We start from the raw sequence: 23,178 nt of genomic DNA, 5'->3' as shown, positions 1-23,178 counted from the left end.
AAACAACCTTCTGAAGAGTTTCAGAAGGTTGTTTTTTTGACGAAGAACTGGATTTTATTCGGGCATAAATGCTGAGAGCCCACCACGCTGTTCAATTTCTTTCATTATTTCTCGATGGATAGCTACACCTTCGCTATTTAAGTAAGGAGTAACCTGTTGAAGGCTATAGTGAAAAAAAGATAGTTCTTCGTCCACCCACTCCTTTTTAGACATCATAGAAAGCTCTGTCATATCTCGATTATTCATCATTTAACCTCCTTCTTCTTCTTAGTTTGTATCATTGATTTGAACAGTATGAAGGGGAAGAGATGGAAAGCATGATGAAATGTTCATTCCTGATAAGCTATCAAGTAACAGTCCTATAAGGAATATTTTTGTTTATTTGCACCCGAAACAAGTTTTTCTAAAAACAATACATAAGAATCATGTAACTGGATATTCTATTGTTTGTGGGAGGTGATAAGCCATGGCAAAGAAACCAGGACAAACACAAGCTGGTGCAAACATTCAACAAGCGAAACAGCAGAACCAACAAGCTTCTGCTGGTAAAGCTGGTCAGCAACAATACGGTGCTGAATTTGCAAATGAAACAGATGCACAAGAAGTAAAAGCTCGCAACGCGAAGTCTGCTCAAAATAAGCAGCAAGCATCTGCAGGAAAAGCAGCTCAGCAACAATACGGTGCTGAATTTGCAAGCGAAACGGATGCACAACAAGTGAAAGCTCGCAACGCGAAGTCTGCTCAAAATAAGCAGCAAGCATCTGCTAAGAACCAGCAGCAACAATAATCGAACTTCCCGGACAGGGCTGACTTAGTCAGCCCTGTTTTTCGTTAGTTAAATGCTGGTAGGGATTATAAGACAAGTGGAGAAACAATCTAATATAGGAAGGGGTGTTGGTTATGTGCGGACGATTCTCGCTAACGACAGAACTCGACGTGTTACTTGAAAGGTTTCAAATTGATCAAACGAGCATGGATGAATATATACCACGATTTAATATAGCACCATCTCAACAAATCCCGGCTGTGATTAGAACAAATCAAATGAATCGAATGGGAACCTTGCGTTGGGGGCTAATTCCATTCTGGGCAAAGGATGCGTCTATCTCAAATAAATTAATCAATGCGCGAAGTGAAACAGCTCAGGAGAAAGCGAGCTTTAAGCATGCTCTTAAGCAGCGAAGGTGTTTAATATTATCGGATGGTTTTTATGAATGGAAGCAGACGAAGGATCAGAAAATTCCGATGCGGATCCAAGTAAGGAAGGGTGAGCCGTTTGCAATGGCGGGGTTGTGGGAAAAATGGAATGATGGCGACAAAAATCATTATACATGTACGATACTTACCACAGAAGCAAATGAATTTATGAAAGAGATACATAGTCGCATGCCCGTTATTTTAACAAGAGATGATGAGAGGATTTGGCTGGATGATACAGTAAGTGATAGTGAAATATTAAGCAGTTGTATGAAGCCCATATCCTCTAAGGAAATGAATGCGTATGAAGTTTCGACGCTTGTGAATTCTCCTAGAAATGAACAACCAGAATGTATTGCTCCTGTAGGGAGTTTATGACAAAACTCCTGACTTCTCTACAGAAGTTCCCAAAGGATTTCACATGAGTTTATGGAATTTCTTTTTTGATGAAGGCTTGCTAGAAATCGCTAATGGTATTAGCTTGCTCCATTGGAATGTCAAGAATCACAATTTGGAAGGAGAGGTTAGATGAAGGAGTTTGATGAGCTCATTCAACAGCAGCTCAAGCTTGCCGATCAAATGATTCGTACGAAGGAAGAAATTCTAAGCTTAGAGAATATTCTGGATGAAGAAAAGAGCAGAAATGCCATAATTGTAGAAAGAAAAGAGATGCTATCACTTATGGAGGATGAGTTTGAACGACTTATTTCGGATGTCATCTCTACCTTTGAAAAAACCCCTATTTATTAAGCTGGAATTGGGTGCCATTCTTTTCGAGTGGCGCTTTTATTTTAATTTTATTTTGTTAAGCGTTATAATAGAGAAGAATATAGATGAGATGTAAGATTTTTGATAATAGTCATGTATTGAACGGTAAGAAAGAAAGGATGCTGTGAGTCTGCCTGTATGCAAGAGGCATTCATCGTTTTCCGGAATTTCTTAGGAAAGGAGAAGAAGATGAGTTTCCCAACGACCGGGACGAGAATTCAAATTCAAAGCTATAAACATCGCGGTACGCTACATCGTACTTGGGAAGAAAGCATCGTACTTAAAGGCACTTCCAAAGAAATAATCGGTGGAAACGATCGCATTCTTGTGACTGAAGCTGATGGAAGACAATGGAGAACGCGTGAACCTGCGATTTGCTACTTTAGTGCAAACCACTGGTTCAATGTCATTGGAATGATCAGAACGGATGGGCTATATTATTATTGTAATTTAGGTACTCCATTTACTTACGATGAAGAAGCGTTGAAGTATATTGATTATGATCTTGATATTAAGATCTATCCTGATATGACTTTTAAGTTACTAGATGAAGATGAGTATGAAGCACACCGCGAAGAAATGAATTATCCCGAAGCAATCGATCGTATTATACAACAAAATGTAAAAGAACTGATGAACTGGATTCATCAAAGAAAAGGACCGTTTGCCCCTGGATTTGTAGATCAGTGGTATGAACAGTTCCTTCAATATAGGTAAGAAAAACCTGTTGAATGTTTTTCAACAGGTTTTTGCATGATATAAAAACAGCATGTGATTAACTAAAGGATGATGCCATCTGGATAGTATAAAAAGGTATATGACCTTTGTAAGACCGTATAAAAAACAAATTGGGATAACGATTGGAATTGGAATATTAAAGTTTGGTATTCCTCTTCTCCTTCCATTGATTTTAAAGTACGTCATTGATGACATTATCAATGCAGAAATGCCAGCTGGGGATAAGTATGAGCAGCTTCTTTGGTTGATGGGAGGAGCTTTCTTTCTATTCGTCGTTGTCAGACCACCGGTAGAATACTTCCGTCAGTATTATGCTCAGTGGATTGGAAGTAAGATTCTGTATGATATACGAGATAAATTATTTTCTCATATCCAACAATTAAGTTTGAAGTTTTACTCTAATAACAAAGCAGGGGAAATCATCTCAAGAGTAATAAATGATGTGGAGCAAACAAAAACATTTGTAATTACTGGGATGATGAATGTTTGGCTTGATCTCATTACCATCGTCATCATTATCGGTATATTATCATTTATGAATGTTTGGCTAACACTTGCAGCAATTGTTCTTCTTCCTCTGTATGGACTGTCAGTTAAGTTTTTCTATAAGCGTCTTCGTGATTTAACAAAGGATCGCTCACAAGCACTTGCAGAAGTTCAAGGTCATCTTCATGAACGAGTACAAGGGATGTCGGTGATTCGAAGTTTTGCCTTAGAAGATTATGAACAAGAGCAATTTAACAAAAGAAATACGAATTTTTTAGAACGAGCACTTGATCATACAAGGTGGAATGCCAAAACGTTTGCTGTCGTTAATACGATTACGGATGTAGCTCCTCTTATTGTTATCGCGTTTTCTGCGTATCTTGTGATTTCGGGTGGACTTCAAATCGGTGAAATGGTTGCGTTTGTGACTTATATGGACCGGCTTTATAGTCCTTTAAGAAGATTGGTGAATTCGTCTACCACATTAACCCAAGCTATTGCATCAATGGATCGTGTATTTGAATTTGTCGATGAAAAATACGATATTGTAGATAGAAAAGATGCAAAAAAGTTAAACGAAGTTCGTGGAAATATCCAATTTGAACATGTTTCATTTAAATATAATGAAGAGGATCTACCTGTTCTAAAAGGAATTGATCTTAATGTACGTGCTGGAGAAACCATTGCGCTTGTAGGAATGAGCGGTGGGGGTAAATCCTCACTTGTCAGCTTAATTCCACGTTTCTATGATGTGACGGGTGGGAGTATTCTAATTGACGGTACAGACATACGGGATTATGAAGCAAGAAGCTTGAGAGATAACATTGGAATGGTTCTTCAGGATAACATCCTATTTAGTGAATCCGTTCGAATGAATATCATGATGGGGAATCCAAATGCCTCTGAAGAAGAAGTTATACAAGCTGCAAAGGCTGCCAACGCTCATGAATTCATCATGAACCTTCAAGACGGATATGATACGCCCGTTGGTGAACGAGGGGTGAAGCTGTCTGGTGGACAAAAACAACGGATTGCAATCGCAAGAGTATTCCTTAAAAATCCGCCTATTTTAATTCTTGATGAAGCAACGTCAGCACTTGACCTTGAAAGTGAACATCTTATTCAAGAAGCGCTTGAAGTACTTGCGAAAGATCGCACAACCTTTATTGTCGCACACCGTCTAGCGACAGTGACGCATGCTGACCGTATCGTGGTGGTAGAAAACGGCCAAATTTCAGAGAGCGGGAATCACCAAGAGCTCATGAAACGGAAAGGGTCCTACCATCATTTGTTTCAAGTACAAAATTTATAGTTATTCATCAAAAAGCATCTCTTTGAGGTGCTTTTTTTGTTTAAATATGCATATTATCGCGTAAAAGCGTCAAAAAAAGACAGAAAATTACCTCAATAAGCGTTGCCAACTAACAAAAATAATGTAATAATGATAAACAGATTTTAGTTTAATTAAAAAATTCAGAATTTACGGAAAGGGGTGAGTGTATGGAACATCCAGTCTTAAATGTTAGTGGATTAGAAACGCACTTTTTTACTGATGATGGAGAGATTCCAGCAGTAGACTCCGTTGACTTCCATGTAAATAAAGGTGAAGTACTTGGTATTGTTGGGGAGTCTGGCTCTGGAAAGAGTGTGACTTCATTATCCATTATGCAACTTATTCAGGCCCCAGGAAAAGTTGTAGGAGGAGAAATTACATACAAAGGGGAAAACCTTCTTACGAAATCAGAGAAAGAGATGAGAAAAATAAGGGGAAATGAAATCGGAATGATCTTTCAGGAACCGATGACATCCCTTAATCCTGTATTTAGAATTGGCAACCAGCTCGTTGAAGGAATTCGAATACATAAAAAATGGAACAAGAAAAAATCCTGGGAGCATGCTATATCAATTCTTAAACTAGTTGGGCTTCCTAGGGCTGAAGAACTTATGAATGATTACCCTCATCAATTATCTGGGGGGATGCGGCAGCGCGTTATGATTGCGATGGCGATGGCATGTGAACCAGAAGTACTCATTGCGGATGAGCCAACAACAGCTCTTGATGTGACGATTCAAGCTCAGATTCTAGAGCTCATGAAGAAATTGAACCAAGAAACTAATACATCGATTATTATGATTACACACGATCTGGGTGTAGTCGCAGAAATTTGTGATCGTATTGTTGTTATGTACTCTGGCAAAATCGTTGAGCAAGGGAAAACAAGTGATATTTTTCAGCATCCAAAGCATCCGTATACGATTGGTTTAATCGAATCAGTACCTGATGTGAGAGTTCGAAAAGACAGACTGTATTCTATCCCTGGAAATGTGCCAAAACCAGGTTCGATTCATAAAGGGTGTCATTTTGCTCCACGTTGTAGTTTTGCTTTCGATAAATGCTTTGAAGAGAATCCAACGTTGTTAGATGCAGGACCAGGACAACAGGCTAGGTGCTGGCTTCATGAAGACGAGAAAAAAGCAGCTATATTAGAGAATGTGAAAAGCTAAAGGGGGCGCCTATTTTGCAAGAAGCATTACTTGAAGTAAAACAGCTTAAGAAGCATTTCCCAATTCAGGGAGGCGTACTTAAACAGCAGATAGGAACAGTGAAGGCTGTAGACGGTGTAACCTTTACCTTACATAAAGGAGAAACATTTGGGTTAGTTGGGGAAAGTGGATGTGGGAAGTCTACAACTGGTCGTATGTTGATGAGACTTCTTGAGCCTAGTGAAGGGGAAGTTCTCTTTGATGGAAAAGAAATGACCAGTTTAAACAAAAAGGATCTTCGTCACCTTAGAAAAGATATTCAGATGGTCTTTCAGGATCCATTTGCATCGCTTAATCCGAGACATACAGTTGAAAAAATTATCGAAGAACCTCTTATCGTTCATCAGCTTGGTAATAAAGCAGAGCGTAAAAAAAGGGTGAGAGAACTTCTTGAAATTGTTGGTCTTAGTGCATATCATGCCAAACGTTATCCTCACCAATTCAGTGGTGGACAGCGTCAAAGAATAGGTATAGCACGGGCACTTGCAGTTAATCCGAAATTAATTATCGCGGATGAACCTGTTTCAGCACTTGATGTTTCGATCCAAGCTCAAGTATTAAATCTTTTAGAAGATCTTCAGAAAGAGCTTGGGCTAACATATTTGTTTATAGCTCATGATTTAGGAGTTGTTCGTCATATTAGCGATCGTGTCGGAGTGATGTACCTTGGGCGCATTGTTGAAATGGCAGATAGTGAAAAGCTCTATTTGGATTCAAAACATCCGTATACACAGGCTCTTCTTTCAGCGGTGCCGGTTCCAGATCCTGAATATGGGAAAGACAGAATCATTCTTACTGGAGATGTACCAAGTCCTTCTAATCCGCCATCAGGGTGTCCTTTTCACACAAGATGTCCTAAGGCGATGGACGTGTGCAGCTCCGTTGTTCCTGAATTCAGGGAGGTAGAACCCGGTCACCATACAGCGTGTCATCTGTATGAAGAAGACCATGTATAAATCACACACATAACTAAGGGGGAAGAACATGAAGAAGACCATTTTTTCATTACTGTTTGTATTGCTTCTTTCGATTGGTCTAGCCGGTTGCGGTGGATCTAACGAAACGAATGGCAATGGTGGGGGAGACTCCGGAGACGGAGGAGAAGAAGCAGGTGGAACGTTGATCTTTGGTCGCGGTGGTGACTCCGTATCACTTGATCCAGCATCTGTTACAGACGGGGAATCATTTAAAGTAACAAAGAACATTTTTGATACGCTCCTTGATTACGGTGATGATAACACAGATGTACAGGAAGCACTTGCAACAGAGTGGGAAGTTTCTGACGATGGCAAGACGTATACGTTCACACTTCGTGAAGGTGTGAAGTTCCATGACGGTACAGACTTTAATGCAGATGCCGTTGTTTACAACTTCGAACGTTGGATGAATGGGAATGAAGAAGCTTTCTATTACTATAAATCCATGTTTGGTGGATTTAAAGGTGATGAAGGGCACGTTATTGAAAGCGTAACGGCGAAAGACGATTACACAGTTGAATTTAAATTGAAGCGTCCACAAGCGCCATTCTTAAAAAATATTGCGATGTCTCCATTTGCGATTGCTAGTCCAGATGCACTTGAAAAGCAGGGCGATAAGTTTGGTGAAAATCCTGTAGGTACTGGTCCGTTTGTATTTGATCAGTGGAACAGAAATGACAAAATCGTTCTGAATAAAAATGAAGAGTTCTGGATGGATGGCTATCCAAAATTAGATAGTGTTATTTTTAGAGCGATTCCTGATAATTCAGCCCGTCTAAATGCTTTAATGGCTGGAGAAATCGATTTGATGGATGGTCTTAACCCTTCTGATGTTCAGCAGGTAGAAGACAATGGCGATCTTCAAACTTTCTTCCGTCCTTCAATGAACGTTGGATACGTTGGATTAACGACAAATCGCGGACCATTAAAAGATAAGCTTGTACGTCAGGCGCTAAACCACGCTGTGGACAAGCAAGCGCTTATCGATTCTTTCTATGCTGGACAAGCTGAACCAGCGAAAAACCCAATGCCTCCGGTAATCGGTGGATATAACGATGATATTGAAGGTTATGAATATGATCTTGATAAAGCGAAGGAACTTCTAAAAGAAGCTGGCTATGAAGATGGTTTTGAAATGGAGCTTTGGGCAATGCCTGTTCCACGTCCATATATGCCAGATGGTCAAAAAGTAGCAGAAGTTCTTCAGAAAAGCTTCGCAGAAATTGGCGTAGATGCTGAAATCAAATCGTACGAGTGGGCAACTTATCTTGAAAAAGCTCGTAATGGTGAAGCTGATAGCTTCTTGCTAGGTTGGACAGGGGATAATGGTGACGCTGATAACTTCCTATATGTACTCCTTGATCAGGATAACATTGGAAGCAACAACTATACGTACTATGAAAACCAGGAGCTTCATGATCTTCTAATCGAAGCACAGTCGACTCCAGATGAAGAAGAGCGTAATAAGATTTATGCAGAAGCTCAAGAAATCATCCATGAAGATGCACCGTGGATTCCTCTTGTACACTCTAAGCCTGCACTAGGTGGCTCTAGTACAATTAAAGGATTCTCACCGCATCCAACTGGTTCTGACAAGCTAACGAAAGTAACGCTTCAATAGGAAATAAAGAAGGGGAGTGATAAACTCCCCTTTTATTCTTCAAAATAAATTAGTTTTATACATATAGAACGGCATGTGATTTTACAGATGGAAGAAGAGGTGAGTAGATGCTTGCTTATACAGTTAGACGATTGCTAATGCTTATCCCGGTTTTATTTGGAATGACACTTATTGTGTTCTTTATGATTCGAGCTATTCCTGGAGATCCTGCCCAGGTTATTTTAGGTCAACAGGCAACAGAGGAAGCGATAAAAAGTTTAACCAAACAGCTTGGCCTCGATCAGCCGTGGTATCTACAATATATCGACTATATTAAAAACTTGTTTACAGGTGATTTAGGCACATCTCTTCGAACAAGTTCAGATATTAGTGGAGAAATTTGGCCATATCTTGCTGCTACTCTTGAACTCTCGCTTGTGGCGATGGTTATAGCTATTTTTATTGGCGTCAATGCAGGGATTATTAGTGCATGGTTTCAAAACTCTTGGTTCGATTACACGGCTATGGTACTTGCGCTAGTCGGTGTGTCGATGCCTGTTTTCTGGCTTGGTTTGATGGAACAATGGGCATTCTCGCTTGAACTTGGATGGCTACCATCCACAGGTCGCGAAAATGTGAGAAACCCTGTTGATGCTATCACACATCTTTATCTTATTGATACCTTACTTCAGGGAAGAATGGATCAATTTGTAGAAGTGGTTAAGCATTTAATTCTACCTGGTATTGCTCTTGGAACAATACCGATGGCTATCATTGCTCGAATGACACGCTCAAGTATGCTTGAGGTTATGCGCTCTGATTTTGTTCGAACAGCTCGAGCAAAAGGTACAAAGATGTTTTGGGTTGTGTACAAGCATTCTTTAAAAAATGCATTTATTCCTGTACTTACTGTTATTGGACTTCAAATGGGTCTCTTACTAGGTGGAGCTATTCTTACTGAAACTATATTTGGTTGGCCAGGAATCGGTCGTTATATTTACGACGCCATTAATTTCAGAGACTACCCAGTGATTCAATCTGGTATTCTCATCGTTGCTGTCATCTTTGTTTTTATTAATCTCATTGTCGATCTGTTATACGCTGCAATTGATCCTCGAATTAAATACAACTAAAGGGGGCTTCTAAGATGGCTGAAATTGCTCCGCAAAAAAAAGTGAATGTTCAAAAGCAACCAGATGAAGAAGTATTATCGCCATGGCGTGAAGCCTGGAAAGGATTCAGGAGAAATAAGCTAGCGATGGTCGGCATGGGGATTGTACTTTTTTTCATTCTTCTAGCGATCTTTGCAGGGGTCATCGCTCCTGAAGGGATTAACGAACAAAAATTAGGTGAACGACTTCAATCTCCATCCGCCAGTCATTGGTTTGGAACCGATGATTTCGGTCGCGATATTTTATCACGTATAATTTATGGGGCAAGAATTTCTTTATGGGTTGGTTTTTTTGCTGTACTAGGTTCAGCGGCGGTAGGGAGTTTACTAGGTATGGTAGCAGGTTATTACGGTAAGCTAGTGGATACGATTATTTCACGTATATTTGATATTATGCTTGCGTTTCCAAGTATTCTTCTTGCTATTGCTGTTGTTGCTGTACTAGGACCATCGCTAAGAAATGCACTTATCGCGATTGCGATTATTAATATTCCGAACTTTGGAAGGCTAGTTCGATCAAGGGTGTTAAGTGTGAAGCAGGAAGAGTATGTTATGGCGGCTAGAGCTGTTGGGATGAAAGATTCAAGAATCATTTTTCATCATGTATTGCCAAATTCACTTGCACCTATAATTGTGCAAGGAACACTTGCAATTGCAACGGCTATTCTAGAGGCAGCTGCCCTTAGTTTTCTCGGTCTTGGTGCACAGGCACCACAGCCTGAGTGGGGGAAAATGCTTGCAGATTCGCGTTCGTATATTATTCAGGCACCATGGACTGTATTCTTTCCGGGACTTGCGATTATGCTAACGGTTCTTGGGTTTAACTTACTTGGTGATGGTCTTCGAGATGCGCTTGATCCAAAAATGAAGAAATAAAAAAATCAGCCGATACGGCTGATTTTTTTATTTGGCATGAAGCTCCTGAATATCAACTTCATTTTCTTCCTGGTGATAGGAATGAAAGCTATCGACAAGTAAATCAAGGTGTTCAAGGTGATCGTGGTAATCGATAATCATTCCGATTAAGGGGAAGATTGTCATCCAAAGCTCGCGATTACATTCGCCATTTTCGTATAAGTCAACATAGCGTTCGGTTAAGGTAGACTCCCCAGATCCAACATTGTTTAACATTTCCTCAGGAGACTGGTTCCTCACTTTTCCGATATATTTTAAATGGATGCGTTCGTGATAATTTGTTAGCTCATCGAGGTGAGTCTGAATCATCTTTCTGACCTCGTCAGGCATGATCAAAATCTTCACATCAAGTTGATCAAGCATTTTTAGTATAGCAAGTGACTTTTCTGTTGTAGCAATCATCTGTCTAAATAGGACGAGCTTACGTGCTTTTACAAAATCTCTGCGTTTGAAGTACGTACGCTCTTCTTTGTATAGAAGAAAATACTGATCACTTTTAACTGTATCTTCTTTCAACTTAATTAAGTTCTCTTTCAATACTTTATGTTCGGCATCGTTTCTAGTAGCAAGCCTGATCCACTGTGAAATATATTCTGTATTACTTACAATTTTGTGGAATAATTTTGTTTCATATCTCGGTGGTACGAAAACTAAGTTCACAAAGAAAGAACTGATCACACCGACCATAATGACTAAGAATCGGTTTGTCGCAAAAGTGATGAATTCCTCCTGAGGAGCATTCATGATTAAAATAACAGTTACGATTGCGAGTGGAATCGTACTTTCGATTTTTAATTTAATATTAATGGCGATAATGATGATCGCACCTAGACCAATTACGATTGGCTGATTTCCAAAGAGCAGAACGAGTATAACTGCAAGCACGGCTCCAATAATATTGGATTGAAATTGATCGATAACGGTTTGATAAGACCTATAAATTGACGGCTGAATGGCAAATAATGCAGCTACGCCAGCAAAGGTCGGCGGCTCGAGTCCAAGCCATGTTGCAATATAAAGTGCGAGAGTAATCGCTAGCCCTGTTTTAAAAATACGGGCACCAAACTTCATTCTATTGTAAGTCCTTTCGTCGAGTACTTTTAGTATAGAGAGTATCCTCTATTTCCTCTTTTAAACATATGAGACGTTCTAGTTATACATCGGAATGGTCAGGATAGCAAGCCCTATTTTCAATAATAACAAAGATAGTAGAAAAGACAGAATGAAGGAACTTCATTCTGTCTTTTCGCTAACCCATTTGATGAAAGACGCGCTTTACTGCTTCAAGCGTATCATCGATATCTTTTTCTGTGTGCTCTGTTGTTAAGAACCATGCTTCATATTTAGAAGGGGCAAGGTTGATACCTTCATTGAGCATTAGTTTAAAGAAGCGGGCGAATTTCTCTCCATCGGAGTCTTCAGCTTGTTTGTAATTAATAACTTTCTCGTTATTAAAGTAGACAGTTAAAGCTCCTCGGAGACGATTGATTGTAATTTGGATACCAGCTTCCTGTGCATGAAGGAGGATTCCCTTCTCAAGACGTTCTCCTAGTTTGTCTAAATGATCATAGACGCCCTCTTCTTGAAGAACTTCAAGACACGCAATACCGGCTGAGATAGAGGCTGGATTACCTGCCATTGTCCCAGCTTGATAAGCTGGACCAAGTGGTGCAACGTGTTCCATAATCTCGCGTTTCCCACCATATGCGCCGATTGGAAGGCCACCGCCAATGATTTTTCCAAGCGCTGTCATATCCGGTTCAACATTAAGTAAGTTTTGGGCACCACCATACATAAAGCGGAATGCAGTGATAACTTCATCATAGATAACGAGCGCGCCATATTGATGTGTGATCTCATTCACTTTTTCAAGGAAACCATCCTCTGGCTCAACAATTCCGAAATTCCCAACAATCGGTTCAACGAGAACTCCGGCTACTTCATCTCCCCATTTCTCCATTGCTTCTTTATAAGCTTCAATGTCATTAAATGGTACGGTGATAACTTCTCTAGCGATGCTTTTTGGGACACCCGCTGAGTCAGGACTTCCAAGGGTAGCGGGACCAGAACCGGCGGCAACTAGTACAAGATCAGAGTGTCCATGATAGCAGCCAGCAAATTTCACAATCTTGTTGCGACCTGTGTAGGCTCTAGCTACGCGTATCGTTGTCATTACTGCTTCCGTACCAGAGTTCACAAATCGAACGCGCTCTAGAGAAGGGATGGCTTCTTGAAGCATTGAACCGAACCGATTTTCTAACACGGTGGGTGTACCGTATAACACACCGTTCTCAGCTGCTGTTGTGATGGCCTTAGTAATATGTGGATGCGCATGACCAGTGATGATAGGGCCGTATGCTGCAAGGTAGTCTATGTATTTGTTACCATCGACATCCCAGAAATAAGGACCTTTAGCTGTTTCCATAAAGACAGGAGTGCCTCCTCCAACGCCTTTGTATGAGCGAGATGGACTGTTGACTCCACCTAGCATAATATCGAGTGATTCTTTATGATGTTGTTCTGATTTCGTGAAATTCATGTTGACCTCCTTGTAATGCTTGTTCATCAAACTCCATTGTAGCATGACTAGAGTGTAACGAAACACTCTTGCCGCTTAAGTGAAAGCTCAAATATTGTTTATTACATGCTGCTCTTGTAAACTAAGTTGGTGTGTTAAAAGGAGGAAGACGTATGGAAAAAGTGATTGACGTACAAGAACTGCGTAAAGATTTTAAATCTCACTCGAGTCGTTCTGGTTTAAAAGGAGCGTTTCGAGATCTTTTTACGCGTAATTATAAGGTTATTTCGGCTGTTAAAGATATTTCTTTTACCATTAATGAAGGTGAAATGGTAGGTTATATAGGAGAAAATGGAGCCGGGAAGTCGACGAGTATCAAAATGCTAACGGGTATTCTAACGCCCACTTCTGGAACTGTTCGTGTAAATGGAATGGATCCTCATAAGGAACGAGAGAAATTTGTTCGATCCATTGGAGTTGTATTTGGGCAACGATCTCAATTGTGGTGGGACATTGCCGTACAAGAATCATTTCGTTTGCTTAAAAAAGTCTATAACGTACCGGATGATGTTTATAACGAGCATATGAATCATGTAATTGAGTCTCTAGATATTGGTCCTTTACTTGATAAACCGGTTCGGAAATTATCGCTTGGCCAGCGTATGAGGTGTGAGTTAGCCGCAGCTCTTCTTCATAACCCTAAGCTTCTATTTCTAGATGAACCGACAATTGGACTTGATGTGCTAGTTAAATTAAAGATCCGTAACTTCTTAAAAGAAATTAATGAGAAGTACAAGACAACGATTTTACTTACGACTCATGATCTTACGGATATTGAAGCGTTATGTGATCGGGTTGTTATGTTAGATGAAGGCCAGATTATATATGATGGCAAGCTTGCAAAGCTTCGTTCTAATTGGGGAGAAGGGAAGCAAATTGAATTTCAATTTGGTGAACAGGTTAGTGGTGAACAACTTCAACCTTTATTGAAGGAACTTGAAGCAGAATGGACAAAAGGTGATCGCGAGAATGTGTGGATCGCGAATGTAGTGAATGAAGAGCATGTCATTTCCGAAGTAATTGGGAGAGTCGTAGCATCAAACAGGATTACGGATATTAAGATTCATGAAATTTCGACTGAAGAGATTATTCGAAATATCTATGAAGAGGGCATGCGTAATGGGTAAGTACATTGAGATGATTCGCGTTCGCTTCTTAATGATGCTTGCCTATCGGACGAACTATTATAGCGGAATTTTAATTTACAGCATTAACATTGGTGCTTACTACTTTCTATGGAATGCGATTTACGGTGGAAAAGGGGAAATTGAAGGATTATCTGTTATTCAAATGACAACATATGTTGCTGTTGCATGGATGGCAAGAGCTTTCTATTTTAATAATATTGATCGAGAAATCGCTCAGGAGATTAAAGAGGGTAAGGTGGCAGTTGAATTTATACGCCCCTATCATTATTTAATAATGAAGACGATGCAGGGGCTTGGAGAAGGGATTTTTAGATTAAGCTTCTTCTCAATTCCAGGGATGATTATTGTTAGCCTCATTTTCCCGATTGAATTTTCGGCTGCACTGTCGACATGGTTGTTTTTTATGGTAGCAATTATTCTAAGTTTTATTGTTAATACTCAAATTAATCTGCTGACAGGCGTTATGACCTTTTTCTTCTTTAACAACGATGGACTGATTCGAGCAAAGCGCGTTGTGATTGATTTGTTCTCAGGGTTATTACTTCCAATTAGTTTCTATCCAGGTTGGGCACAGAATGTCATGGACTTTCTACCGTTCCAAGCCATTAGCTATATTCCAAGTATGATTTTCACAGAAGGTTTTACTGGAAGTGCGGTATGGGAAGCGATTCTTTTCCAGCTTGTCTGGGCGGTTATTTTGATTCTTCCAATTCAAGCGCTATGGGTAATTGCCAAAAAACGCTTGATTGTGCAGGGAGGGTGACAAATGAAGCATGCTAGTATTTTCTTTCTATATGTCTCGCAATATATGAAAACGAGATTAACTTATCGTATAGATATGCTAATGGAAATTATGTCTGACTTACTGTTTCAGGCGGTTAATCTGATCTTTATACTTGTTGTTTTTGGGCATACAAATATGCTTAGCGGTTGGTCAAAGGATGAAATCATCTTTATCTATGGATTTTTCCTCGTTCCTTTTGCTATCTTCGGAGCATTTTTTAACATTTGGGACTTTAACGAGCGGTATATTGTTAAAGGTGAAATGGATCGGATTCTAACAAGACCCGTTCATAGTTTATTTCAGATTATTTTAGAACGAATGGAGCTTGAATCTTTATTTGGGGTTATCACAGGTATCGCCGTGATGGTGTATGCGGGGAGTCGACTTGATCTAAGTATGTCCTGGTACGATCCTATTGTATTTTTCTTTATGGTTTTAGGTGGTGCATTTGTATATGCAGGTATTTTTATTCTACTAGCAAGCATTAGTTTTTGGTCTGATAGCAGAACAAGTATTATGCCAATGATGTACAATATCGGGAACTATGGGAGATACCCAGTGGATATTTATAATAAAGTGATTCGCTTTGTATTAACGTGGATCTTACCATTTGCTTTTGTAGGAGTGTATCCATCAGCTTATTTCTTAGGTCGTGAAGAATGGTATGGTTATGCTTTTCTTACACCTGTTATGGGAATGGCGTTTTTTGGATTCGCCATCTTTATGTGGAATATTGGCGTCACGAAATACAGGGGCGCAGGTAACTAAAAAGTCCAGAGGGATCTCCCTCTGGACTTTTTGATTATGATTAGACAGGTTCTAATAATGATAAATCGATCGTTTCTTTTAATCTTTTCATGCCAAGCCTAACGCGACTTTTCACTGTTCCAAGGGGGATCTTCTTTTTGGAAGCTACTTCAGCTTGACTATAACCCTCTAAGTAGATGAGTTTAAGAATTTCCTTTTGTTCCGTATTCAAAGAATTTAAGGCTCCATTAATCATATCTCTGTTTCCGGAGTCATCTTGAAAATAAAGTTCTTTATCGACCAATTGGTGATCTTCAACAACTGTTTCTTTAAAATTACGCTGCTCTTTCTTAATCCGATCAATAGCTCGGTTTCGTGTGATTTGATTAACCCATGAGGAGAGTTTTCCTTTATCAGGCTCGAATTGACTTCGCTTATTCCAAACTTCTAAATAAACATCCTGAACGATCTCTTCGGCAATTTGCTGGTCATTTACAATGCGACGGGCGATGCGTAAAAGCGTTTGATGGTTTTCAATACAAAAGACTTTAAAAGGCTCCTCGTTTTCACTATCCCAGTAAGCAATCGCATAATTGCCTTTACTCATTAATAAGTTCCTCCTCCGAGCTTTTCTAGTAGCTCTATTCCCTTGAATTCGAAATAAAAACAATAAAAGTGTAAGAAAAGTGATCCGGTTACAAATATTTTGTCGTATTAATAAATGAACAAAGGTTATACAAAAGTATAACAAAAACTAAATAAAGGGAGTGGATTGAATGCTTAGGAAGTTTATGACAGCCGCAGTTGCGATGGTGATGATGTTCGGGATTATTGGAGGTACGGCATTCGCAGATAATCATGAAGCAATGGTACGAGTGATTCATGCATCCCCAGATGCACCTGCAGTTGATGTTTACGTAGATGGTGAGGCAGTTGTAGAAGGTGCTGAATATAAACAGGCGACAGAATACATGGCTCTTCCTGCAGGAGATCACGAAATTGAAGTATTCCCAGCTGGTGAGAATGGAGAAGGCGAGCCGGTTATCAGTCAGTCAGTGACGCTTGAAGAAGGCATGAAGTATTCTGCTGCTGCAGTAGGTACGCTAGATAGCATCTCGCTTTGGGCGCTAAGCGATGATATGGAAGCTTCTGAAGGAAAAGCAAAAGTAAGGGTTGTACATGCGTCTCCAGATGCACCTAATGTAGATGTAGCTGTTAAAGACGGAGACGTTCTATTCTCAGATGTTGCATTTAAATCAACGTCAGACTACGCTGAAGTTGATCCTATGACTGTTGATCTTGAAGTTCGACCAGCAGGTTCTGAAGACGTTGTTCTTGAAATTCCTGGTGTTGAATTAAAAGAAGGCTATGTTTACTCTGTTTATGCGGTAGGTCTTGTAGAAGGTGAACCAACTCTTGAAGCATGGCCGATGGTGGATGCGACAAATATGCCTTCAGACATGCCTCAAACAGGTATGGGTGGTACAGCTGATCAGTCTAATACCGTTGCATGGGCACTTCTTGGAGGAGGTATTCTAGTAGTAGGAACTGGATTTTATCTTCGTAAGAAGCAAACAGCTTAAATCAAGGTAGAAGGAGGAGCGCATATGCCGTTTAAAAAGCTTTTATTAAGTATGTTACTTTTAGGAGCAGCGGCAGGCTGCTCCTCTTCTTCTAATCAATCAGATGAAATGAAAGAAGTTTTACCTAATAATGAAGAAACACATCTGATCTCTGCTCCAGATTTAACAGCATCTTCTTCATCTAAGAGTAACGAATCTGTTGAACCTGCTTTAGTAGGGATCATTCCAGCCCATTTATCCATTCCAGCTATTAATGTAGACGCAAAAGTGGAGCATGTGGGCCAATTACCAGATGGGCAAATGGATGTGCCCAAAGATGAACGTAACGTTGGATGGTATAAGCCTGGAGCAAAACCTGGTGAAATAGGAAATGCTGTTCTTGCGGGTCACGTAGATAACAAAACAGGACCATCAGTGTTCTATCATCTTGATGATTTAGTACCAGGAGATATTGTCACGGTTACTGATGTAAATGGAAGTGCATATGATTTTGAAGTACAGAATGTAGAATCTTATCCTAGGAATCAAGCGCCACTCGAAAAAGTTTTTGGAACAAATTCTAAGTCAGGTCTTAATCTAATTACTTGTACAGGGACCTTCGATCGTGATGCGGGAACACACGAAGAACGTCTGGTCGTCTACACGACACTTCTATCAAAATAGTTTGTCTTAAATTAAACAAACACCTCATAAACCTATAGTGAGGTGTTTTCTAATGCTCTTATTAATTATTTGTGCAATTGTTCTTGCCTTTATTAGTGTGGGGAGAAGTATGGTAGCACTTATGAAAAGAACGAGAGTACCTGGAAGTCTTCTGTCTGTTTATAAGATGTTTCTGCTATTTCTTGTTTATTTAACGATGATTATCGCTTTTGGGAGTATGTATTTAAGCCTCATTATCCTTGATATTCCTGTACTTCAAGAAGGTCAAATGGATCTTGCGGATATGACATTAACGCCGCTTACAAGAGTTCAATCTGTCCTTTATTTTAGTGCGGTTACGCTTCTATCGGTTGGCTATGGAGATCTTACTCCAATTGGAGTTGGAAGATGGATTGCGATTTTTGAGGCGTTAATCGGTTACTTAATGCCAGCCGCATTTTTTGTCACGACCATCGTTGACTATCGTGAAAGCCCGAAGTTGTAAGTTCGAATGAATTTCGTTACGCTTATCTTAAGAAGATTTAAGGAGGCGTAAAAAATGGGTGTTGAAATTGGTCAAAAAGCTCCTGATTTTAAGTTAGAAGCAAGCACTGGTGAGATTGTGTCTCTTTCCGACTATAAAGGAAAGAATGTTGTGCTTTATTTTTATCCAAAAGATATGACGCCTGGCTGTACGACAGAGGCATGTGATTTTCGAGATCATATTGAAGGATTCGAAGAACTGGATACGGTTATCTTGGGAGTAAGTCCAGACCCAGTCGAGAAACACAAAAAATTTATTGATAAGTATGACCTTCCGTTCCTTCTCTTAGCAGATGAAGATCATTCTGCTGCAGAAGCATATGATGTATGGCAGTTAAAGAAAAACTTCGGCAAAGAATACATGGGGATTGTTCGTTCTACCTTTGTTATAGACAAAGAAGGAACCCTTGTAAAAGAGTGGCGGAAAGTTCGCGTTAAAGAGCATGTGGAATCTGCACTAGGTTACATTAAAGAAAACTTATCATAACCCTTTGTTTGCGGGACAAAAGACTATACCTTTAGATGTTTGCAACATAGAGTATAGTAGATCATATCTTCAGTTGAGAGCGCATTAAGCGCTCTTTTTTTGTTAGCGATGTTTCGAAGAGGTTATTTTGTTTAAGTCATATTGGTCATTCAGCTATACTTAATACATGGAGAAAGGTTAAATAAATGGAGAGTGGTGAAATAATGCAGGTACTATCAACGGGGAAACTGAAAACAAATATTAAAGAGAGCCTTAGAGAAACGTATCCAGACGTAACGTTTCATTTTTATCCATCAATGCAAGAAGGGGAGCCTAAACTTGCTGATGCAGAAATTCTTCTTACATATGGAGAGGACCTGAACGCGGAGTTAATTCAGAAAGCTTCTCACCTTAAGTGGATAATGGTCCTATCGGCTGGACTTGAAAGAATGCCATTTCAGGCTATTAAAGAAAGAGGTATTCTCGTAACAAATGCACGGGGCATCCATAGCATTCCGATGGCTGAATATACATTATCTGTTATGCTTCAAGTAGCGAGGGATACAAAACAAGTGCTAGCAAATGAATCCTCAAAGATCTGGAAGAAAAAAACGCCTATACGAGAAATTACTGGTAGCTCGATAGGGGTTGTTGGTACTGGTGCTATTGGCAGTGAGATTGCAAGAGTAGCGAAAGCATTTCGAATGAAAACGCTAGGAGTTAATCGATCTGGGCATGAAGTAGACCATTTTGATGTGATTTATAATAGTGAAGAACTTTTATCTATGCTCCCGAAATGTGACTACGTGGTAAGTGTCCTGCCTAGTACGAGTGAAACGGCCAATTATTTTACGAAAGAACAATTTGCAGCCATGAAAGAATCTGGGGTATTTATTAATATTGGCAGAGGAGATACTGTAGATGAGCAATGTTTGATTGACGCACTAAATGAACATCAAATTGCCCATGCTGTATTGGATGTGTTTAAAGATGAACCACTTGATTCGTCACACCCATTTTGGGAGATGGAAAATGTAACGGTTACGCCGCACCATTCAGCTATCTCTGACAATTATCAACCTAGAGCGATTGAAATATTTGAGCATAACTTAGTTCAATATCAAAGAGGAACGAATGACTTTAAGAATGTCATTGATCCGGATAGGGGGTATTAATAGTGAAAATTTATACGAAGACAGGCGATAAAGGAGAGACCTCTCTCGTTTATGGGCAACGGGTGTCTAAAAACGATATTCGAGTCGAGGCATACGGAACTTGTGATGAAGCCAATTCCCAGATCGGGCTTGCTCTAAGTTATATTGGGGCTACGAACTTCGATGGTAAAGAAGAATGGGGGTCCATTTTTCATAAAATACAAACGTGGCTTTTCCATGTGGGAGCAGAGCTTGCTACACCTAAAGGGAAAAAAGTAGGATGGACTATTGAAGAATCGCATATTAATGAAATGGAAAACCAAATCGACAGCTGGGAGCAGCAGCTTGAACCTCTAAGGAACTTTGTATTGCCAGGTGGACACTCAGCAGGAGCTTGCTTACATGTGGCGCGTACGATTGTCCGTCGCGCGGAGCGTCTTACGACAATGGTAGAAGACGCAAATCCTCTTGTCCTTTCTTTCTTAAACCGTCTCTCTGACTTTTTATTTGTAGCAGCTCGTTTCATTAACTACCATATGGGGGAGAATGAGTCGATCCTTCATCAAGAGCACAAATAAGAAAGAGGCCTATAAGCTTGTCATTATTGACAAAACCCTCTTTCTCCATGTACACTAATTATAAACATTACAAAGTAAGAATGCTTGTTGAAAGCGAGGTGCATGACGAATGGCTGAAGAAAAACTGCATGAAGCAATTGATGCTATGAAAAATTCAGGAGTGCGTATTACCCCGCAGCGTCATGCCATTCTGGAGCATTTAATCCAGTCCATGTCACATCCTACAGCAGATGAGATCTATAAGTCTCTTGAAGGAAAATTTCCTAATATGAGTGTAGCTACAGTTTATAATAACTTGAGAGTATTTAAGGAAATTGGATTGGTAAAAGAATTAACGTACGGAGATGCTTCCAGCCGATTTGATTGTGTCACAACAGATCATTATCATATTATCTGTGATGATTGTGGTAAGATTGTAGACTTTCATTATCCGGGATTGGACGAAGTAGAAACGCTTGCGGAACAGGTAACAGGCTTCCGAGTCGGTGATCACAGAATGGAGATTTACGGAAAATGTCCAGATTGCCAGCAAAGCAAACACTAATTTAAAGAAGGCTTCCGCCATATTAATGGCGGAAGCCTTCTTATCTTTTACTGCGTTCTTTTTTGGGCTCTTTTCACATTGTATTTCTCATCAAATTCTTTGCCGTCCAAATTAGGGTCCATCGTTAGTGGTTGTTTGCAATGCATACAAGCATCTACACGTCCAAGAACTTTCGTTGGCTTTTCACAGTTTGGACAAACTACCTGGATTGCTCTTGTGGAGAGCATTCCGATCCAGAAGTACACAACCGCACTTGCGATCGTTGCAAGAAATCCAATCAGCATAAAGATGGTCATAAGCAAGACAGATGTCTTGAAGAATATTCCTATATACATAATCGCGATTCCAATAAACACTAGACTCAGTGCGAACGTACGAATTTTATTAATCTTATTAGTATACTTTAGTTGCATTGCAAGTCCCTCCTGCACACAATTATAGCATAACCATGAGGTGTAAGCACTTTCCTTATAAGGTGAATAACGTTATCTGCATTTCATATAGTTGGATATTTTCAAGTAGATAGTGGAAACTTCAAATTCAGGGATTGCTTATTTCATTACAGGATTTATAATATGGACTGTTGAATACTTAAGTTAACGTAGGAAAAGGGAAATTGAATATCGTAAGGAAACAAAAGTATAAGTACTTCTGGAGGATCGAATTATGGAAAACCTTTTAAGACCGATTTATCAAGAGAGAGCTAGTCATCCTGATACACTGGGTGTACTAGTTATTGAAAAGACAAAGCCATTTCACCCGCTTACTGATAATTTTGATGTTGTCCTACTAATCATCGTTCAAAATAACGAGAAACCATGGTTCGTCAAACATTATGATTTTGAAGGAAAGAAAGCTGCTATGCACGTTATAACAGAGCAGCAGGTTAACGAATGGCTAATCTCTGGTAGCCACCGTCGTCTTGTGGCATGGCTTGTTAATGGAAAGATCATTTTTGATCGGAACGAGTACATAGCGGGATTGAAAGAGAGAATTAGAGATTTTCCATATGAAGAGCGCACTCAAAAAATTGGAGTGGAGTTTGCAAGACTTATTCGAAGATATACAGATGGGAAAGAACTTTTCGCTTCTAAGCAATATATGGATGCGTATAACTTTATTCTTCATGCTTTGCACCATCTTGCTCGCTTATCTGTTATTGAGCATGGGTTCCATCCTGAAATTACTGTGTGGAATCAGGTTAAACATATTGAACCTGAAATTTTCAAGTTGTATACCGAGCTTTTATCTGGAGAAGATCCTCTTGATAAACGACTGGAGTTATTGCTATTGGCTAATGACTTTTCTTTATCTTCAAAATCAAAAAACGCAACCGTTCATATAAGGAACATCATGAATGAACGTGAAAGTTTATGGACATATCAAGAATTAATGGAAGAAGAACAGCTAAAGGAATACGGGATAGACCTTGGTGCGCTTCTAGAATATATGATTGAAAAAGGGCTTATCGAAGTTCACCGAAGCGAAACTAAAGGTTCTGGTATTTTCATTCGAGAATATAGCGCTGTATAGGTGATTTATAAAACGGAGAAAAAATATCAAGAAAAGGGTTGACCGTATTTTTTCTCCGTGGTATATTATTACTTGTCGCCGCGAGAGATTAACGCGACAACGAAAAAAACTTTTAAAAAGTTGTTGACGTCGACCGAGTTAATGTGGTACATTAATAAAGTCGCTGAAAACGACATTGAAAGAAACGAATTGATCTTTGAAAACTGAACGAAACGCCATGTAAGTAGTTGTTTCTACGGAAACAAAACATTGTTTTAAAGCTAGATTGAGCTTTCTATCGGAGAGTTTGATCCTGGCTCAGGACGAACGCTGGCGGCGTGCCTAATACATGCAAGTCGAGCGAAGAGATGGGAGGTTGCTCCCTGATCTTAGCGGCGGACGGGTGAGTAACACGTGGGCAACCTGCCCTGCAGACTGGGATAACTCCGGGAAACCGGAGCTAATACCGGGTAATACATCGCACCGCATGGTGCAATGTTGAA

Annotated in this window: 26 protein-coding genes and 1 rRNA gene; 22 read left to right on the top strand and 5 right to left on the bottom strand. The window is 39.8% G+C overall.

Annotated features, from left to right (window positions below):
* Nucleotides 1-54: 54 nt before the first annotated feature.
* Nucleotides 55-249 carry a hypothetical protein gene (locus ABVF21_RS15115; RefSeq protein WP_283153072.1) on the bottom strand — a complete coding sequence of 65 codons (195 nt, stop codon included), beginning with the start codon at nt 247-249 and terminating at the stop codon, nt 55-57.
* A 217-nt stretch (nt 250-466) separates the two neighbouring features.
* Between ABVF21_RS15115 and ABVF21_RS15110 the strand changes: the two genes are divergently transcribed.
* From ABVF21_RS15110 to nikC, 10 genes are all read left to right on the top strand, one after another.
* Nucleotides 467-787: a gamma-type small acid-soluble spore protein gene (locus ABVF21_RS15110; RefSeq protein ID WP_371018511.1), complete on the top strand. Its 321-nt coding sequence runs from the start codon at nt 467-469 to the stop codon at nt 785-787.
* Nucleotides 788-900: 113 nt separating this feature from the next.
* Nucleotides 901-1,575: an SOS response-associated peptidase gene (locus ABVF21_RS15105; protein WP_371018510.1), complete on the top strand. Its 675-nt coding sequence runs from the start codon at nt 901-903 to the stop codon at nt 1,573-1,575.
* A 150-nt stretch (nt 1,576-1,725) separates the two neighbouring features.
* Entirely contained in the window at nt 1,726-1,947 is a 222-nt protein-coding gene (locus tag ABVF21_RS15100) for a hypothetical protein (protein WP_303533944.1), read from the top strand.
* A 207-nt stretch (nt 1,948-2,154) separates the two neighbouring features.
* On the top strand, nt 2,155-2,682 hold the full coding sequence (gene ntdP / locus ABVF21_RS15095) for a nucleoside tri-diphosphate phosphatase (protein WP_048313631.1): 528 nt from the start codon (nt 2,155-2,157) through the stop codon (nt 2,680-2,682).
* A 100-nt stretch (nt 2,683-2,782) separates the two neighbouring features.
* Complete coding sequence (locus tag ABVF21_RS15090; protein WP_371018509.1) at nt 2,783-4,501, top strand: ABC transporter ATP-binding protein; 1,719 nt, start codon at nt 2,783-2,785, stop codon at nt 4,499-4,501.
* 188 nt (nt 4,502-4,689) lie between these two features.
* The gene (locus tag ABVF21_RS15085) at nt 4,690-5,694 is read left to right on the top strand and encodes an ABC transporter ATP-binding protein (RefSeq protein ID WP_303533955.1); all 1,005 of its coding nucleotides are present in this window, start codon (nt 4,690-4,692) and stop codon (nt 5,692-5,694) included.
* A gap of 14 nt (nt 5,695-5,708) precedes the next feature.
* Entirely contained in the window at nt 5,709-6,689 is a 981-nt protein-coding gene (locus ABVF21_RS15080; protein WP_303533958.1) for an ABC transporter ATP-binding protein, read from the top strand.
* A gap of 28 nt (nt 6,690-6,717) precedes the next feature.
* The gene (locus tag ABVF21_RS15075) at nt 6,718-8,331 is read left to right on the top strand and encodes an ABC transporter substrate-binding protein (RefSeq protein WP_303533961.1); all 1,614 of its coding nucleotides are present in this window, start codon (nt 6,718-6,720) and stop codon (nt 8,329-8,331) included.
* 107 nt (nt 8,332-8,438) lie between these two features.
* Nucleotides 8,439-9,443: an ABC transporter permease gene (locus ABVF21_RS15070; protein WP_226616545.1), complete on the top strand. Its 1,005-nt coding sequence runs from the start codon at nt 8,439-8,441 to the stop codon at nt 9,441-9,443.
* 14 nt (nt 9,444-9,457) lie between these two features.
* Nucleotides 9,458-10,357, top strand: coding sequence for a nickel transporter permease (gene nikC, locus ABVF21_RS15065; RefSeq protein ID WP_098446322.1), 900 nt, complete (start codon nt 9,458-9,460; stop codon nt 10,355-10,357).
* Between the two features lie 27 nt (nt 10,358-10,384).
* On the opposite strand, the gene ABVF21_RS15060 is transcribed toward nikC, so the two are convergent.
* Both ABVF21_RS15060 and ABVF21_RS15055 read right to left on the bottom strand, forming a co-directional pair.
* A complete protein-coding gene (locus tag ABVF21_RS15060; protein WP_226616546.1) occupies nt 10,385-11,467 on the bottom strand; it encodes an FUSC family protein in 1,083 nt (360 codons plus the stop codon).
* 178 nt (nt 11,468-11,645) lie between these two features.
* Nucleotides 11,646-12,935: a glutamate-1-semialdehyde 2,1-aminomutase gene (locus tag ABVF21_RS15055; RefSeq protein ID WP_303533968.1), complete on the bottom strand. Its 1,290-nt coding sequence runs from the start codon at nt 12,933-12,935 to the stop codon at nt 11,646-11,648.
* A gap of 152 nt (nt 12,936-13,087) precedes the next feature.
* Between ABVF21_RS15055 and ABVF21_RS15050 the strand changes: the two genes are divergently transcribed.
* From ABVF21_RS15050 to ABVF21_RS15040, 3 genes are read left to right on the top strand one after another with little or no spacing between them, the layout of a single operon-like run.
* Nucleotides 13,088-14,101: an ABC transporter ATP-binding protein gene (locus tag ABVF21_RS15050; RefSeq protein ID WP_303533971.1), complete on the top strand. Its 1,014-nt coding sequence runs from the start codon at nt 13,088-13,090 to the stop codon at nt 14,099-14,101.
* A complete protein-coding gene (locus ABVF21_RS15045; RefSeq protein WP_194220079.1) occupies nt 14,094-14,885 on the top strand; it encodes an ABC transporter permease in 792 nt (263 codons plus the stop codon). The genes ABVF21_RS15050 and ABVF21_RS15045 overlap by 8 nt, the downstream gene beginning before the upstream one ends.
* A 3-nt stretch (nt 14,886-14,888) precedes the next feature.
* Nucleotides 14,889-15,674 (top strand): ABC transporter permease, encoded by a 786-nt coding sequence (locus ABVF21_RS15040; RefSeq protein WP_303533975.1) that lies wholly within the window; start codon nt 14,889-14,891, stop codon nt 15,672-15,674.
* 40 nt (nt 15,675-15,714) lie between these two features.
* Here the strand turns inward: ABVF21_RS15040 and ABVF21_RS15035 are convergent, their stop codons facing one another.
* Nucleotides 15,715-16,260 (bottom strand): RNA polymerase sigma factor, encoded by a 546-nt coding sequence (locus tag ABVF21_RS15035; RefSeq protein ID WP_303533977.1) that lies wholly within the window; start codon nt 16,258-16,260, stop codon nt 15,715-15,717.
* Between the two features lie 169 nt (nt 16,261-16,429).
* Between ABVF21_RS15035 and ABVF21_RS15030 the strand changes: the two genes are divergently transcribed.
* The 7 genes from ABVF21_RS15030 to perR all read left to right on the top strand — a co-directional run bounded on the left by ABVF21_RS15030 (nt 16,430) and on the right by perR (nt 21,163).
* Nucleotides 16,430-17,236, top strand: coding sequence for a DUF4397 domain-containing protein (locus ABVF21_RS15030; RefSeq protein ID WP_303533979.1), 807 nt, complete (start codon nt 16,430-16,432; stop codon nt 17,234-17,236).
* 24 nt (nt 17,237-17,260) lie between these two features.
* Nucleotides 17,261-17,899, top strand: coding sequence for a class F sortase (locus tag ABVF21_RS15025; RefSeq protein ID WP_303533981.1), 639 nt, complete (start codon nt 17,261-17,263; stop codon nt 17,897-17,899).
* Nucleotides 17,900-17,951: 52 nt separating this feature from the next.
* The gene (locus ABVF21_RS15020; RefSeq protein ID WP_194220074.1) at nt 17,952-18,383 is read left to right on the top strand and encodes an ion channel; all 432 of its coding nucleotides are present in this window, start codon (nt 17,952-17,954) and stop codon (nt 18,381-18,383) included.
* 54 nt (nt 18,384-18,437) lie between these two features.
* Nucleotides 18,438-18,908, top strand: coding sequence for a thioredoxin-dependent thiol peroxidase (gene bcp, locus ABVF21_RS15015; RefSeq protein ID WP_303533984.1), 471 nt, complete (start codon nt 18,438-18,440; stop codon nt 18,906-18,908).
* Nucleotides 18,909-19,111: 203 nt separating this feature from the next.
* Nucleotides 19,112-20,062, top strand: a complete 951-nt coding sequence (locus ABVF21_RS15010; protein WP_303533985.1) for a D-2-hydroxyacid dehydrogenase — start codon at nt 19,112-19,114, stop codon at nt 20,060-20,062.
* A 2-nt stretch (nt 20,063-20,064) separates the two neighbouring features.
* On the top strand, nt 20,065-20,619 hold the full coding sequence (locus ABVF21_RS15005) for a cob(I)yrinic acid a,c-diamide adenosyltransferase (RefSeq protein WP_283153066.1): 555 nt from the start codon (nt 20,065-20,067) through the stop codon (nt 20,617-20,619).
* A gap of 109 nt (nt 20,620-20,728) precedes the next feature.
* The gene (gene perR / locus ABVF21_RS15000) at nt 20,729-21,163 is read left to right on the top strand and encodes a peroxide-responsive transcriptional repressor PerR (RefSeq protein WP_194220070.1); all 435 of its coding nucleotides are present in this window, start codon (nt 20,729-20,731) and stop codon (nt 21,161-21,163) included.
* Between the two features lie 47 nt (nt 21,164-21,210).
* On the opposite strand, the gene ABVF21_RS14995 is transcribed toward perR, so the two are convergent.
* Nucleotides 21,211-21,576 (bottom strand): YgzB family protein, encoded by a 366-nt coding sequence (locus tag ABVF21_RS14995; RefSeq protein ID WP_224598799.1) that lies wholly within the window; start codon nt 21,574-21,576, stop codon nt 21,211-21,213.
* A 253-nt stretch (nt 21,577-21,829) separates the two neighbouring features.
* Here ABVF21_RS14995 and ABVF21_RS14990 point away from each other — a divergent pair, with 253 nt between their 5' ends.
* On the top strand, nt 21,830-22,696 hold the full coding sequence (locus ABVF21_RS14990; RefSeq protein ID WP_194220068.1) for a nucleotidyltransferase-like protein: 867 nt from the start codon (nt 21,830-21,832) through the stop codon (nt 22,694-22,696).
* 274 nt (nt 22,697-22,970) lie between these two features.
* Nucleotides 22,971-23,178 (top strand): 16S ribosomal RNA (locus ABVF21_RS14985); the annotation flags it as partial.

This window comes from Pseudalkalibacillus sp. JSM 102089 (assembly GCF_041366475.1).
In the GTDB taxonomy this organism is placed as follows: domain Bacteria; phylum Bacillota; class Bacilli; order Bacillales; family Guptibacillaceae; genus Guptibacillus; species Guptibacillus hwajinpoensis_B.
Note: the sequence above shows the minus strand (reverse complement) of the source record. Positions and strands in the feature narration are given on the sequence as shown.